Genomic DNA, 14,597 nt, shown 5'->3' on the forward strand with positions numbered 1-14,597 from the left:
TGGCAGGTGGAGATTGGGCCGAAATGCTCACCCCGTCGTCATCCACGGGCGGAGCAAGGAGCGCAGCGACGCGCGCAGACCCGAGGATCCATTCCGTCTCGCGTGAGCGCTGCCGCAGTGCAGAGTTCTGCTCAGCTGCACTCTTTGATCAGAGTCACGGAATGGATTCCAGGGTCTCCGCGACGCCGCTTCGCAGCTGCTCCGCCCTGGAATGACGAGGTTGGAAGGCTTCAACCAATCTCAGCGGTTGTCATGGAAATGACCGGTGACAATCTTGCGCCGACAAACAGCTGCCTTTCCCTGTGTCGAGGAAACTAGAACATTTTTCTATAGACGACGAATCCCGACTTCTCGCCGATCTTGTCGTAGAGCTGCATCGCGGTGTGGTTCGTCTCATGCGTCAGCCAGTAGACGCGGTTCGCGCCCGCTTGCCTGGCGCGCTCATAGACGCCTTCGATCAGCGCCCGGCCGACGCCCTGGCCGCGCGCGGCCTGCGTGGTGAAGAGATCCTGCAGGTAGCAGCTCGGCGCGATCGACGTCGTCGAGCGGTGATAGAGATAGTGGACAAGGCCGAGCAGATTGCCATCGCGCTCGGCCACCAGCGCATGCACCGGTTCATAGGCGTCGAAGAAACGCGACCATGTCATCTGCGTGATCTCGCCGGCAAGTGCCGTCGGGCCGGAGCGCCCGTAAAACGCGTTGTAGCCGTTCCAGAGCGGCAGCCATTGCCCGTAATCCTGCCTTGTGACGGGTCGGACGGTGAGTTGACCGGACATAGCGAAACCTCTGTCGTTGAGCTGGAACGGAGCAAACGGCGGCCGCCGCTCGACGGCAATGGGCCAGCCCGCCGCAAAGCTTTCCGCCTTGCCGGGCGCGAGCCTCCCGCCTTGACGCTCGGCGGCCCGGCAACTAGGGAAGCGTCATCCCGCGCTTTCCGAGGCCGCCGTGACCATCGAAATTCCTGCCCATATGCATCCCAGCCGCTCCTTCCAGGGGCTGATCCTGACCTTGCACAATTACTGGGCGGACTATGGTTGCGTCATCCTGCAGCCCTACGACATGGAGGTCGGCGCCGGCACCTTCCATCCGGCCACCACCTTGCGCGCGCTGGGCCCGCTGCGCTGGAACACGGCCTATGTGCAGCCCTCGCGCCGCCCGAAGGATGGCCGCTACGGCGAGAACCCGAACCGCCTGCAGCACTATTACCAATACCAGGTGATCCTGAAGCCCAATCCGCCGAACCTGCAGGAGCTCTATCTCGGCTCGCTGAAAACAATCGGCGTCGATCCGCTGCTGCACGACATTCGCTTCGTCGAGGACGATTGGGAAAGCCCGACGCTGGGCGCCTGGGGGCTCGGCTGGGAGTGCTGGTGCGACGGCATGGAAGTCTCGCAGTTCACCTATTTCCAGCAGGTCTGCGGCATCGAATGCGCGCCGGTGGCCGGCGAGCTGACCTACGGCCTGGAGCGGCTCGCCATGTATGTGCAGGGCGTCGACAATGTCTACGATCTGAACTTCAATGGCCGCGAGGGCGCCGAGAAAGTCACTTACGGCGACGTCTTCCTGCAGGCCGAGCAGGAATATTCGCGCCACAATTTCGAGTTCGCCAACACCGCGATGCTGCTGCGGCACTTCGAGGACGCGGAGGCCGAATGCAAGGCGCTGCTCGATGCCGGCACGCCGAAGCCAAGCGACAATCTGGCCGTGCACCGCATGGTCTTCCCGGCCTACGACCAGTGCATCAAGGCAAGCCACGTCTTCAACCTGCTCGACGCGCGCGGCGTCATCTCGGTCACCGAGCGGCAAAGCTACATCCTGCGCGTGCGCAATCTGGCCAAGGCCTGCGGCGAAGCGTTCCTGAAGACGCGGGCGGGCGGGCTGGCGGCGGCTTAGGCCGACACGGCTTTCACGGTCTCGGCGGCGCCGGCCGGCAACACGATCTGCACCGATGCGCCGTCGATCATGCGCATGGCCTGCCTCACTCCCGGCATCGTGATCGTGCCATGCGCCTGGGCGGCGAAGCAGGCGCTAAGCGCCAGGATCTGCAAGGTTCTCGATGCCGTCTTCATCGTCGTTCAGCCAATAGGTCTCTGCCTGAGCGTGTGTCGCTTCAGCGCCGCGTTCGGTTCATGGGATGGTCTGCTCCAAGGACGGGCGACTTAGCTGCGTCCCGACAGCGGCCCGAAAAATTCCGCGAAATCGGCCGACAAGGCGATCGTCTGGCGGGTGACATCGGGCGGCCGAGTTGCTATTTCCCGCCCATTCGTTACGGCGCTGACGCGCCGGCCCTCCCCATCAAGGGGAGGGTGGGAGCCTAATCATGCCTGACCTGCTTCTAGAACTTCGCTCGGAAGAGATTCCCGCCCGCATGCAGCGCAAGGCTGCCGGCGACCTCAGGAAGATGCTGACCGACGGTCTGGTCGAGGCGGGTCTGACCTATGAGGCGGCGCGCGAATACTGGACCCCGCGGCGCCTCGCGCTCGACATAAGGGGCTTGACCGCGCGCTCCAAGGATATTCGCGAAGAGATCAAGGGGCCGTCTACCACGGCGCCCGAGCAGGCCGTGCAGGGTTTCTTGCGCAAGGCCGGGCTTTCCTCGATCGCGGAGGCGCATGTCCATTCCGACCCGAAGAAGGGCGACTTCTACGTCGCGCACATCTCCAAGCCGGGCAGGGCGGCCGAAGAGATCATCGCCGAACTGGTGCCGGGCATCATCAGGAACTTCCCCTGGCCGAAATCGATGCGCTGGGGGCCGGCCTCGGCGAAACCCGGCTCGCTGCGCTGGGTGCGGCCGCTGCAGTCGATCGTCTGCACCTTCGGCCCGGAGACCGAGGAGCCGGTGATCGTCGATTTCGAGATCGACGGCATCCGCGCCGGCAACGTCACCTATGGCCATCGCTTCCACGCGCCGGGCGCGATCACCGTGCGCCGCTTCGACGATTATGTGGCGAAGCTCGAGGCGGCCAAGGTTGTGCTCGATGCCGACCGGCGCAAGGAGATCATCCTGGCCGACGCCCGCAACATCGCCTTCGCCAACGGCCTCGACCTGGTCGAGGACGAGGGCCTGCTGGAGGAAGTCTCCGGCCTGGTCGAATGGCCGGTCGTGCTGATGGGCGAGTTCGAGCAGGATTTCCTCACCATTCCGGGCGAGGTCATCCGCCTCACCATCCGCGCCAACCAGAAGTGTTTCGTGACGTCGCGCCCGATCTCCCCGCTGGAGGGGGAGATGTCGGGGAAGCCGACAGAGGGGACTCAGCGCGAGGCCCCCCTCTCTGCCCTGCCGGGCATCTCCCCCTCAAGGGGGGAGATTGGCCAATCGCCGCTTTCGAACCGCTTCGTGCTGGTCGCCAACATCGAGGCGAGCGACGGCGGCAAGGAGATCGCCTACGGCAACGGCAAGGTGGTGCGCGCCCGCCTGTCCGATGCGCTCTATTTCTGGCGGACCGATCAAGGCGATTTGCCCGACCTCGACCAGCTGAACGAATCGGCGGCGAAGTTCGACCTGGATTTGAAGAGGCCGCTCGACCAGCGCATGGCGCGCCTCGATCATCTCAACGTGACTTTTCACGCGAAGCTGGGCACGCAAGGCGCGCGCGTTGAGCGTATCAAGCGGTTGGCTGAGGAACTGGCGCCGACGGTCGCCTCCGGCGACATCTCCCCCTCGAGGGGGGAGATTACCGCGCTCGCAAGCCGTGCCGCCGTGCTTGCCAAGGCGGACCTGCAAACCGAAGTGGTCGGCGAGTTCCCCGAGCTGCAAGGCGCCATGGGCCGCAAATATGCGCTGCTGCAGGGCGAGCATCCGTCGGTCGCCGCGGCCGCCGAGGAGCACTACAAACCGCAAGGCCCATCCGACCGCGTGCCGACAGATCCGGTCTCGGTTGCCGTCGCGCTCGCCGACAAGCTCGACACGCTCACCGGCTTCTGGGCGATCGATGAAAAGCCCACGGGCAGCAAGGATCCGTTCGCGCTGCGACGTGCGGCTCTTGGCGTGGTCAGAATACTCGTCGAGAACCGGATTCGTCTGGCGCTGACGTCTGTTTTCGCCAAGGCCTTTGCAAACTTCAAAGGCGGCGCGGACCAGTCGTCCGACCTCCTCGCCTTCTTCCACGACCGTCTGAAAGTCTATCTGCGTGAAAGCGGTGCACGGCATGACTTGATCGATGCCGTGCTGTCAGCGGGCTCGCGCCCAATCTCCCCCACAAGGGGGGAGATTGGGCAATCGCCGAACGACGACCTCCTGCAGATCGTCCGCCGCGTCGAGGCGCTCGGCTCCTTGCTCGACACCGAGGAGGGCAAGAACCTGCTTGCCGGAACCAAGCGCGCCGCCAACATCCTGGCCGCCGAGGAGAAGAAGAAAACGGCAATCGCCGAGACCGTTGAGCCGGCGCTGTTCCGCGAGGACGCGGAAAAGAAGCTCTATGCCGCGGTGAATCAGGCCGAGAAGGAAGCCGGCCAAGCAATTCAAAACGAAGATTTTTCTGCCGCCATGCTGGCGCTTAGCGTGTTGCGCGAACCGGTTGATTCATTCTTTGAGCGTGTTCTCGTGAATGATGAGGACCAGGCCGTGCGCGCCAACCGTCTGGCGCTGCTCGCCCGCATCCGCGCCGCCACCGACCAGGTCGCGGATTTTTCAAAAATCGTCGGCTGACGGCTCGGAAAACCGCACATTCGAGCTTGCCCGCGTCGGCTAGGATGCCGGCAGGCTTGAACAATTCGGCGCTCGAAATTTAATGCGCCGGAGCCGGCTTACAGTCATATGACGATGACCTCCGCATGGGACAAAGGTGCATGTCGTCCAGAAGCGCTGAGCGGTCCTGGGGCAACGACATGCATCAACCAAAGACCTAAGGCGCGTTGCCCGAAATCGTTTCGTGGGGCGCGCCGTAAGACATTCCCAAAACACGGAGGCATGCCATGAATTCCGTTGACGATATCGACCTGAATGAAGAGACCCCGGCCGCCGCCGCGGCGATCGAATCCGCTTCCGAAAACCTTCTCGACCACGCTGCCGCCGCGGCGGTCGAATCCGCCGATCCGTCCGAAGACGACGAGGAAGACGGCGACGAGGAAACCACTGCCTCGGCCGACGACGAGTCGGACGACCAAGATGAAGGCGACGAAGACGGCGACGACGAAGACGCCGACGAAGAAGCCAAAGCCTCGGGCGACGATGAGTCCGACGACGAGGATGAAGATGGCGACGATGATGAGGACGAAGCCGATGAGGATGAGTCCGACGATGACGACAAGGAAGAAGCGGCCTGAGCCGTCTCCTCTCGTCTGAACCATCAGGGACGGCGCGTCGCGCGTCGCCCTTTTTCGTCGGTGCGGCTCTTGTCGGTCTTCCAGGAAGATTGACCCGTTAATCCTCCACTATGCTGACCCGCACACCGTCCGAATAGACATCGACCTCGATCAACGGCTCGCCATTGACGATGGCGCGCCTTGTGGCGCTGCTCATGGCGCCGCCGCGTTCCAGCATGCGCTGCAGGTCGGCGCGCGAGCCGTCGCTGCGGAACCAGGCATCACCCTGGTCGTCGCTGTCGCGCCGGTGGAATTTATGCCAGTTGGCGCGGTCCTGCCGCACCATCTGCGCCGCGCTGCCGAGCGGGTAGCCGTCGCTGGCGCGGTGATCGCGGTCGGAAATCCGCGCCGTGTAAGAGCCAAGCATGTCGTCGGCCCGTGCCGTACCCGTGCCCAGTGTCGTCGTCGCCAACAGTGCGGCAACGGTCATTGCTTTCGAAACAGTCATGAAACCCCCTTTTTTTTGAAATGCCGGCGCAATCGTGCCCGATCCGATCACGGGAATCGGACAGGTTAAGCGCCTAGCATGCCAGGGCCGGATCCAGTGTGATCTACATCGCCTTGCCGACGCGCGGCACCGACGGGGCGCCTTGCGGCTGCGCGCCGCCGCCCGACGCATTGGCCGTCGCGGCCGGCTGTCCGCCGGTTCCGCTGTTGCCGTTCGAAGCGGACGCTGTGCCGTTCGCGGGCGTTGCCGGCGTGGTGCCGTTTGCCGGCGCGGCGGCGGTAGTGTTTGCCGGTGCTGTGGGCTTGGCCGCCGCGGGCGTTTCGAAAGCGCCGCCGACAATGCCGCCGCGAATGATCATCGGGGCCTGCTGGCGCCCGGACTTCGCGGGGATTGCCGCGACCTTTTCGTCGGTGACGGCGGGCACAGGCTCGCCAAGCGCTATCATCGACGGCGTCGAGGCCGCAGACAGCTTGGTCGGTTCGATCGCATTCAGCCTGATAACCGAAGGCGTCGAGATCGAGGGTGCCACCACGACGATTGACGAGGCATGTGCCGCGCCGTTCATCGCCAGAAGGCCGATACCGAAAGCTCCGAGCAAACGCATTACAAACTCCCAAGCCGCAACCGCATTGAACCCGCACCCTAGGGCCGTCCGATTGAAGCCGGCTTGCACGGGAACTTAACATTTTAGGGATTGATAAATCGCCAATGCCCGCACTTGCCCGATGCAAGCGGCCGTATTACGGGACCGGCATGTTCAGGACTGGTGGCGGATTTGGCTGAGATACTGGCGGTCGGCGAGGCTATGCAGCAGGCATTGGCGCTGCTCGAAGGGGGCGACGTCGTCGCCATCCCGACAGAGACGGTTTACGGCCTGGCCGGCGATGCCACCAATGGCATTGCCGTGGCGCGCATCTTCGAGGCCAAGGGCCGGCCGCGCTTCAACCCGCTGATCGCCCATGTCGCCGATCGCGCGATGGCGGACCGTATCGCCGGCTTCGATCCGCTCTCGGCAAAACTGGCCGAAGCCTTCTGGCCGGGTCCGCTGACGCTGGTGCTCCCGCAGCGCGCCGGCAACGGCATCCACCCGCTCGTCACCGCGGGGCTGGACACCATCGCGCTGCGCATGCCGCGCGGGTTTGGCGGCGAGCTGATTGCCCGGCTCGGCAGGCCGCTCGCAGCCCCGAGCGCCAATTTCTCCGGGAAAATCAGCGGCACGACAGCGCAGGCGGTCGCCGCCGATCTCGGCGACAGGATCGGGCTGGTCGTCGATGGCGGCGCGACGCCCGTCGGCCTGGAATCGACCATTCTCAAGGTCGAGAACGGCAAGTTGCGGCTGCTGCGGCCCGGCGGCATCGGCGCCGAGGAGATCGAGGCGGTGGCCGGCGCGAAATTGTCGCGCGGCGCCGGCGGCATCGAGGCGCCGGGCATGCTCGCCTCGCATTACGCGCCGGCCGCCGCGATGCGGCTCAATGTCCAAGACATCGCCGAGGGTGAGGCGCTGCTTGCGTTCGGCCGCAACCGCGCCGGGGGCTGGGAACAGGCCGTTGCGCTGCGCAATCTCTCTGAAAGGGGCGACCTGCGCGAAGCGGCAAGCAACCTCTTTGCCTATATGCAGGCGCTCGACCGTGTCGGCGCCGCGACCATCGCCGTCGAGCCGATCCCGTTCGAGGGCCTGGGCGAGGCGATCAATGACCGGCTCGCCCGCGCCGCCGCGCCGCGTGATAAGCCGGCCTGAGTCTATCTCTTTGTTCTGACGCAATTCCGGACGGAAACCGCTTCGCACTTTTCCTGGAATTGCTCTAGTCTCGCCGCCCATGAACGATCAGCCCTTGGACCTCGATCCCACCCTCATTGACCGCTTCGCGGCAATCGTCGGCGACAAATATGCATTGCGCGAGCAGGCCGACATCGCGCCTTACATCGCCGAGCGGCGCGGCCTTTGGCACGGCCGGACATCGCTGGTGCTGCGCCCCGGCAGCGTCGAGGAAGTGAGCCGCATCATGCGGCTGGCAACCTCGACCGGAACCCCGATCGTGCCGCAAAGCGGCAACACCGGGCTGGTCGGCGCCCAGGTGCCGGATAAATCCGGCCGCGACATCGTGGTCTCGCTGTCGCGACTGAACCGCATCCGCGAGATCGATGTCCTGTCGAACACGGTGACCGCAGAGGCCGGCGTCATCCTGCAGACGCTGCAGGAAGCGGCCGACGCCGCCGACCGGCTGTTTCCGCTCTCGCTCGCTGCCCAGGGCTCCTGCCAGATCGGCGGCAATCTCTCCTCCAATGCCGGCGGCACCGGCGTGCTTGCCTACGGCAATGCGCGCGAGCTCTGCCTTGGCGTCGAGGTCGTGCTGCCGACCGGCGAGGTGTTCGACGATCTGCGCAAGCTGAAGAAGGACAACACCGGCTACGATCTGAAGAATCTCTTCGTCGGCGCCGAAGGGACGCTCGGCGTCATCACCGCCGCGGTGATGAAATTGTTCCCGAAGCCGAAGGGCAGGGAGGTGGCCTTTGCCGGCCTGCCATCGTCGCCGAAAGATGCGCTTTCGCTGTTCACCCTGGCGATGGATCGCGCCGGCGCATCGCTCACCGCTTTCGAGCTGATCGGCAAAAGGCCATACGATTTCACGCTCAAGCACGGGCAAGGCATCACGCGGCCGCTGGCCGACGACTGGCCGTGGTATGTGCTGATGCAGGTCTCTTCCGGCCGCTCCGAAGAGGACGGCAAGGCGCTGATCGAAGAAATCCTGGCCGAGGCTCTCGATCAGGGCATCGTCGGCGACGCGGTGGTATCGGCAAGCCTTGCCCAAGGCGACGCCTTCTGGAATTTCCGCGAGACATTGCCCGAATGCCAGAAGCCCGAGGGCGCTTCGATCAAGCACGACATCTCCGTGCCGACCGCCTCGATCCCGGAGTTCATCGAAAAGGCGGCCGGCGTGGTGGAGGGGGTCTGCCGCGGCGCGCGCGTCGTCTGCTTCGGCCACATGGGCGACGGTAATCTGCACTACAACATCTCGCGTCCCGTGGATTGGCAGGACGAGGCGTTCCTCGAGCTCTACCACCCCATGAACAAGGCCGTACACGATGTCGTGCGCTCCTTCCATGGCTCGATCTCGGCCGAGCACGGCATCGGCCAATTGAAGCGCGACGAGCTGATCGCCACGGCGCCGCCGATGGCGATCGAACTGATGCGCCGCGTGAAGGCCGCCTTCGATCCGGCAGGCATCATGAATCCCGGTAAGGTTATCTGATCCTCACCTCATCCGCCGGCCGGTCGCATTCCGATAACCATCGGCTCAGATCAGCAAAATTTAACCGACTTTCTTAAGCGCGCCGGTAAGAAGCGAGCGCTAATGTTTCTTCCCATAACGAGGCCGGAAAAACCGGCCCTGAGAGAACCGGAAAAACGGCCCTCAGGACTAACAGGGAAGACATCGATGAACACTGGACTGAAGCCAGTCTGGGCCGGGCGCAACATGCGTCTCGACCCATTTCGCCTGCCGCAGATGGTGAGCTATGCCACCCGCGACGACTATGGCGATGTGACCTTCACCATCGACCAGCGCGGCGCCGTCATCCGCCGTGTGCTGGAGATGAGCGGCGTGCCGGCGATCATCGCGCTGCCCCCCAATGCGTTCCGCGGCGTCGCCGCGCGCGCCATGGAGGATCCCGACGGCAACGTGACCGTGACGCTCGAGCTCCTCCACAATGATCCGATGCTGTCGGTGCCGCTCCTGGTCGCCGACGACCTCGACGACGTCGCCGCCGACTGGCGCGCCTGGGCCGATGCCTATCGCCTGCCGATGCTGCTGATCGAGGCCGACGGCATTGCCCGCACCCTGGAAGAATCGCTCGGCGCCGCCATCAAGGCGCTGCCGCCGCAGGAACGCCGCAAAGGCCGCGTCTCCACCACGCGCCGCCCGCGTTTCCTCGCCCGCCGCAAGGCCGGCAATCTGGGCCTGAGACTCGTCATCGACGGCCAGGAGATTATCGCAAGGGAGTAGTGCAGCTCCCCCTTCTCCCCCTTGTGGGAGAAGGTGTCGCCGAAGGCGACGGATGAGGGGTGCTCCAGATGCCACCAACGTCTCACTCCGCTGGAACACCCCTCATCCGTCTCGGCGCTGCGCGCCGATCCACCTTCTCCCACAAGGGGAGAAGGGAAAGCGGCGCTGCTACACCAGCGGCTTGAGCCAAATCCACACCGACCCGCCGATCAGGCCGAGGAAGATCAGCCAGCCGACCTGGTTGTTCGACTTGAACAGTTTCAGGCATTGGTCCGGATTGTTGATGTCGAGTCGGATGATCTGGCGCGCCATATGCGCGCCGGCGGCGATCAGCCCGGCCAGCGCCACGATCGGCACCTGGGCGGATGCAAAGGCGATGGCGAAGCAGACCAGCGCGCCGCTATAGAGTCCAACCAGCCAGGTCTTGGTGTTGTCGCCGAACAGCCGCGCCGTCGAGCGCACACCGACGATGGCGTCGTCTTCCTTGTCCTGATGCGCGTAGATCGTATCGTAGCCGATCACCCACAGGATCGAGCCGATATAGAGCATGATCGCCGGATCATCGAGATCGCCGAATTCGACCGCCCAGCCCATCAGCGCGCCCCAGGAGAAGGCGAGCCCCAGCACCAATTGCGGCCAATTGGTGATGCGCTTCATGAAAGGATAGACCGCGACGATCGCCAGCGAGGCGATGCCGAGCGGAATGGCGAAGCCGTTGAACTGCAACAGCACGGCCAAGCCCACCAGCGCCTGGATGATGACGAAAGCCCAGGCCTGGCGGCGTGTCACCTTGCCGGCGGGCAGCGGCCGCGAGCGCGTGCGCTCGACCTGGTTGTCGATGTCCTCGTCGGCGAGGTCGTTATAGGTGCAGCCGGCGCCGCGCATGGCGACAGCGCCGATGAAGAACAGCAATAGATACCAAGGCGTCGGCAGCAGCGTCAGCAGCGGGTCGGTCGGGCGCGGATAGGCGCCGGCGGCAAGCGCTGCCGACCACCAGCAGGGCCACAAAAGCAGCTGCCAGCCGATCGGCCTGTCCCAGCGCGCAAGCTGCGCATAAGGCCAGAGCCAGCGCGGCAGCACGCGGTAGACCCAATGGCCGCTCGGCGCGTCGGCGACACGGCCCTGGATCGCTTTCGACTGGACGGTTTCCATCACGCTGGAGTGGCAGCAGCTAAGGGCGTCGTCAAGCGGCCGCGTTGTCGCTCAAGCGCTGAAAACCTAAGCAGTGAAAACATCGTGACCGGCAAACCATGCCTTGGCGACGTCGATGAAGGCGACCGCTGCCTTCGACAGGCGCTGGCGCGTGTCGTGGGTCAGGATGATGCGCTGCATGGGCAGCGGATCGGAGAGCGGCTTGCAGACCAGCGGCAGGCCGTCATAGCTGCGGTCCCCATAGGGCCTCGTATAGCTGACCGCGACGCCGAAGCCGTTGGCCACCATGGAGCGCTGCAGCTCGAACGAGCTGGTCGTCGCCCGGGCGACCGGCGCGAGGCCGCGGCTCAGGAAAAGGTCCAGCATGTGCTGCCAGCTGTGCGGCTGGTCGGTAGTGATCAGCGGATGCTGCGCGAGCTCGGCCAGGCTGACGGCGTGCTTGTCCGCCAGCACATGGCCGGCGGGCAGAAGCGCGTGCGGCCGCAATTCATGTAGCAGAATGCGCTTGAAATGGCCTGGAAGGCCGAGATCATAGGTGAGGCCGAGATCGACGGCGCTGTCGGCCAGGCGCCGTCCCAGCGTGTCGAAGGTTTCATCGCCGATGACGACGGTGACAGCCGGGCAGCGCTCGGCAAAGGCGCGCATCAGCGCCGGCGCGAAATAGGGCGCCAGATCCTCGAAGCAGCCGAGCGCCAGCTCGCCGCCGACATCGGCGTCGCGCGAACCGAGCGCCGCCAGCTCGTCCGCCTCGCCCAGAACCTGCCTTGCCTTGGCCACGGCCCTGCGGCCGAAGGATGTCAGCGAAACGCCGCTTCCCCGCTGGCGCACGAACAGTTTCTGACCCAGCACGTCCTCGACATTGTCGATCGCAACCGAGATGGACGGCTGCGACACGTTCAGCGCCTGGGCTGCCGCGGTCACGCTGCCATAGCGGGCCACGGCAACGACATAGCGCAATTGCGCGAGGGTCAGTCTCATAGGCTATAACTATAAACCAGATGGCAAGTTATTGTTTTACCCCATGTCGGGCGCTTGCGATAGTCGCTTGCCAACTCAAGGAGAGTACGCCATGGCCAGCCCAAAGATCGATGCTTCGACGATTGCCGATTACCAGCGCGATGGCGCGATCTGCATTCGCGGCGCCTTCCAGGACTGGGTCGACGTGATCGCCGACGGCATCGAGCGTAATATGCGCAACCGCAGCGCCGCCGCTTCCGACATCGCCGGCGGCCAGGGCAGTTTCGTCGACGATTACTGCAACTGGGAGCGCATCCCGGAATTCGTCAAGATCGTGCGCGAGTCGCCGGCCGCCGAGCTCGCAGCCGCGGTCATGCAGTCGCGCAGCGCCCAGTTCTTCCACGACCACGTCCTGGTCAAGGAGCCCGGCACGCAGAAGCCGACGCCGTGGCACCAGGACATTCCCTACTACTTCGTCGAGGGCAGCCAGACGGTGAGCTTCTGGATACCGATCGATCCAGTGAAGGAAGCGACGCTCAGGCTGATCGCCGGCTCGCACAAATGGGAAAAGATGGTGCTGCCGGTACGGTGGCTGAACGACGACAACTTCTACGCCGGCGAGGGCGACTACCTGCCTGTGCCCGACCCCGACAACGACCCGTCGATGAAGGTGCTCGAATGGGAGATGGAGCCGGGCGACGCCATCCTGTTCGACTTCCGCACCGCGCACGGTGCGCGCGGCAACCTGACGGCGGCGCGGCGCCGGGCGCTGTCGCTGCGCTGGGTCGGCGACGACGCACATTATGTCGAACGTCCCGGCCGCACCTCGCCGCCCTATCCAGGTCACGACATGAAGCCCGGCCAGAAACTGCGCGAGGACTGGTTCCCCGTCATTTTCCAGAGCTGAGGCATTTTTTCAGACCAAGTTGGGGACACAGCAATTTCTGATGGGTCGGCTATATTTGCGCCGGCAATCGCATGTTGGGGTTGGCCGAACCGGCCCGCCCTCGTCATCCACGGGCGGAGCAAGGAGCGTAGCGACGCGCGCAGACCCGAGGATCCATGCCGTGATGCTGAGGCGTTGCAGGGGTGCAGAATTCTGCTCCGTCGCGGCCCTCGATCAATGTCACGGCATGGATCCTAGGGTCTCCGCGACGGAGCTGCGCTCCTGCTTCGCCCTAGGATGACGACGTTGATGAAACTTCAGCCAATCACCAACGCTTGCGCCGATTTCACGGAAATGAACGGCCAACATCTTGCTCGCCGATAAACGGCAACCTCCCAAATCCCTGTACCGGGGACTGGCCGGCGGCGGCACCTGTCTCATCGGCCTTGATGAGGCCCATGTTCCCGTGCGCAATTGCCGCCAAAATGCCGAGACGCCTTGACCCGCCGCCCGTGGACCAATAGCGGGTTCAGGGAGACGATCAGCAAGAGGTGGCCATGAACGTTCTTCTTCTCGGTTCGGGCGGCCGCGAACATGCGCTCGCCTGGAAGATGACCGCCTCGCCGCTGCTGACGAAGCTCTACGCCTCGCCCGGCAATCCGGGCATCGGCCGCATCGCCGAACAGGTCAAGCTCGACGTCGCCGACCATTCCACCGTCGCCGCCTTCTGCCAGGAGAAGAAGATCGACCTCGTCGTCGTCGGCCCGGAAGGTCCGCTGGTGGCCGGCATCGCCGACGATCTGCGCGCCTGGGGCATCCGCGTCTTCGGCCCCTCCAAGGCGGCGGCGCGGCTCGAGGGATCGAAGGGCTTCACCAAGGATCTTTGCGCCAAGTTCAACATCCCGACCGCCGCCTATGGCCGCTTCAGCGACCTCGCTTCGGCGAAAGCCTATGTCGAGAAGACCGGGGCGCCGATCGTCATCAAGGCCGACGGACTCGCCGCCGGCAAGGGCGTCACCATCGCCATGACGCTGGACGAGGCGAACGCCGCGCTCGAAGCCTGTTTCGACGGCGCCTTCGGCGCGGCCGGCGCCGAGGTCGTGGTCGAGGAATATCTGAGCGGCGAGGAGGCAAGCTTCTTCTGCCTGTGCGACGGCGCCACCGCGCTGCCCTTCGGCACCGCGCAGGACCACAAGCGCGTTGGCGACGGCGATACCGGACCGAACACCGGCGGCATGGGCGCCTATTCGCCGGCGCCGGTGATGACGCCGGAAATGACCGAGCGCACCATGCGCGAGATCATCGAGCCGACCATGCGCGGCATGGCCAATCTCGGCGCGCCCTTCGCCGGCATCCTCTTCGCCGGCCTGATGATCACCGACAGCGGGCCGAAGCTGATCGAGTACAACACCCGCTTCGGCGACCCCGAATGCCAAGTGCTGATGATGCGGCTGAAGGACGACCTGCTCGTCCTGCTCAACGCCGCCGTCGACGGCCAGCTCGCACATATGTCTGTCCGCTGGAGCGACGAGACGGCGTTGACCGTGGTGATGGCGGCCAGGGGTTATCCCGGCGCGCCGGAAAAGGGCTCCGTCATCCGCGGTCTCGACGAGGCGGAAGCCGAAGGCGTCCAGGTCTTCCATGCCGGCACCGCCATCAATGGCGGTGCGCTGGTCGCCAATGGCGGCCGCGTGCTCAACGTCACCGCGCTCGGCAAGACCGTCGGCGAGGCGCAGGCCAAGGCGTATGCGGCGATCGACCAGATCGACTGGCCGCAAGGCTTTTACCGCCACGACATCGGCTGGCGCGCCGTCGAGCGCGAGAAGGCCGGGGCGTAATCCCGGAA

The 14,597-nt window shown here is 64.9% G+C and carries 14 protein-coding genes; 8 read left to right on the top strand and 6 right to left on the bottom strand.

Annotated elements, in window-relative coordinates; all coding sequences use genetic code 11:
- Window positions 1–314: 314 nt before the first annotated feature.
- Window positions 315–776, bottom strand: coding sequence for a GNAT family N-acetyltransferase (locus LB520_RS12220; protein ID WP_224637665.1), 462 nt, complete (start codon window positions 774–776; stop codon window positions 315–317).
- Between the two features lie 193 nt (window positions 777–969).
- On the opposite strand from LB520_RS12220, the gene LB520_RS12225 reads away from it, so the two are divergent.
- The gene (locus LB520_RS12225; protein WP_224637802.1) at window positions 970–1,893 is read left to right on the top strand and encodes a glycine--tRNA ligase subunit alpha; all 924 of its coding nucleotides are present in this window, start codon (window positions 970–972) and stop codon (window positions 1,891–1,893) included.
- On the opposite strand, the gene LB520_RS12230 is transcribed toward LB520_RS12225, so the two are convergent.
- Complete coding sequence (locus LB520_RS12230; RefSeq protein WP_224637666.1) at window positions 1,890–2,069, bottom strand: hypothetical protein; 180 nt, start codon at window positions 2,067–2,069, stop codon at window positions 1,890–1,892. The two genes, LB520_RS12225 and LB520_RS12230, sit on opposite strands and share 4 nt — an antisense overlap.
- Before the next feature lie 251 nt (window positions 2,070–2,320).
- On the opposite strand from LB520_RS12230, the gene glyS reads away from it, so the two are divergent.
- Both glyS and LB520_RS12240 read left to right on the top strand, forming a co-directional pair.
- A complete protein-coding gene (gene glyS, locus LB520_RS12235; RefSeq protein WP_224637667.1) occupies window positions 2,321–4,648 on the top strand; it encodes a glycine--tRNA ligase subunit beta in 2,328 nt (775 codons plus the stop codon).
- A gap of 266 nt (window positions 4,649–4,914) precedes the next feature.
- Entirely contained in the window at window positions 4,915–5,265 is a 351-nt protein-coding gene (locus LB520_RS12240; protein WP_224605250.1) for an ATPase, read from the top strand.
- A gap of 97 nt (window positions 5,266–5,362) precedes the next feature.
- On the opposite strand, the gene LB520_RS12245 is transcribed toward LB520_RS12240, so the two are convergent.
- Both LB520_RS12245 and LB520_RS12250 read right to left on the bottom strand, forming a co-directional pair.
- On the bottom strand, window positions 5,363–5,752 hold the full coding sequence (locus LB520_RS12245) for a hypothetical protein (RefSeq protein WP_140845825.1): 390 nt from the start codon (window positions 5,750–5,752) through the stop codon (window positions 5,363–5,365).
- A gap of 103 nt (window positions 5,753–5,855) precedes the next feature.
- Window positions 5,856–6,356, bottom strand: a complete 501-nt coding sequence (locus LB520_RS12250; protein ID WP_224637668.1) for a hypothetical protein — start codon at window positions 6,354–6,356, stop codon at window positions 5,856–5,858.
- Window positions 6,357–6,527: 171 nt separating this feature from the next.
- Here LB520_RS12250 and LB520_RS12255 point away from each other — a divergent pair, with 171 nt between their 5' ends.
- From LB520_RS12255 to LB520_RS12265, 3 genes are all read left to right on the top strand, one after another.
- Window positions 6,528–7,490, top strand: a complete 963-nt coding sequence (locus LB520_RS12255; RefSeq protein WP_224637669.1) for an L-threonylcarbamoyladenylate synthase — start codon at window positions 6,528–6,530, stop codon at window positions 7,488–7,490.
- Between the two features lie 79 nt (window positions 7,491–7,569).
- Entirely contained in the window at window positions 7,570–9,003 is a 1,434-nt protein-coding gene (locus tag LB520_RS12260) for an FAD-binding oxidoreductase (RefSeq protein WP_224637670.1), read from the top strand.
- A gap of 186 nt (window positions 9,004–9,189) precedes the next feature.
- Window positions 9,190–9,756: a DUF6101 family protein gene (locus tag LB520_RS12265; RefSeq protein WP_071074058.1), complete on the top strand. Its 567-nt coding sequence runs from the start codon at window positions 9,190–9,192 to the stop codon at window positions 9,754–9,756.
- Window positions 9,757–9,924: 168 nt separating this feature from the next.
- Here LB520_RS12265 and ubiA read toward each other — a convergent pair whose 3' ends face one another.
- Both ubiA and LB520_RS12275 read right to left on the bottom strand, forming a co-directional pair.
- Window positions 9,925–10,908 (bottom strand): 4-hydroxybenzoate octaprenyltransferase, encoded by a 984-nt coding sequence (gene ubiA, locus LB520_RS12270; protein ID WP_224637803.1) that lies wholly within the window; start codon window positions 10,906–10,908, stop codon window positions 9,925–9,927.
- A gap of 66 nt (window positions 10,909–10,974) precedes the next feature.
- On the bottom strand, window positions 10,975–11,886 hold the full coding sequence (locus LB520_RS12275) for a LysR family transcriptional regulator (protein ID WP_224637671.1): 912 nt from the start codon (window positions 11,884–11,886) through the stop codon (window positions 10,975–10,977).
- Between the two features lie 91 nt (window positions 11,887–11,977).
- Here LB520_RS12275 and LB520_RS12280 point away from each other — a divergent pair, with 91 nt between their 5' ends.
- On the top strand, window positions 11,978–12,772 hold the full coding sequence (locus LB520_RS12280) for a phytanoyl-CoA dioxygenase family protein (protein WP_224637672.1): 795 nt from the start codon (window positions 11,978–11,980) through the stop codon (window positions 12,770–12,772).
- 536 nt (window positions 12,773–13,308) lie between these two features.
- A complete protein-coding gene (gene purD, locus LB520_RS12285) occupies window positions 13,309–14,589 on the top strand; it encodes a phosphoribosylamine--glycine ligase (protein ID WP_224637673.1) in 1,281 nt (426 codons plus the stop codon).
- Window positions 14,590–14,597 lie beyond the last annotated feature (8 nt).

Origin of the sequence: Mesorhizobium sp. CA12, from assembly GCF_020165255.1 — a bacterium.
In the GTDB taxonomy this organism is placed as follows: domain Bacteria; phylum Pseudomonadota; class Alphaproteobacteria; order Rhizobiales; family Rhizobiaceae; genus Mesorhizobium.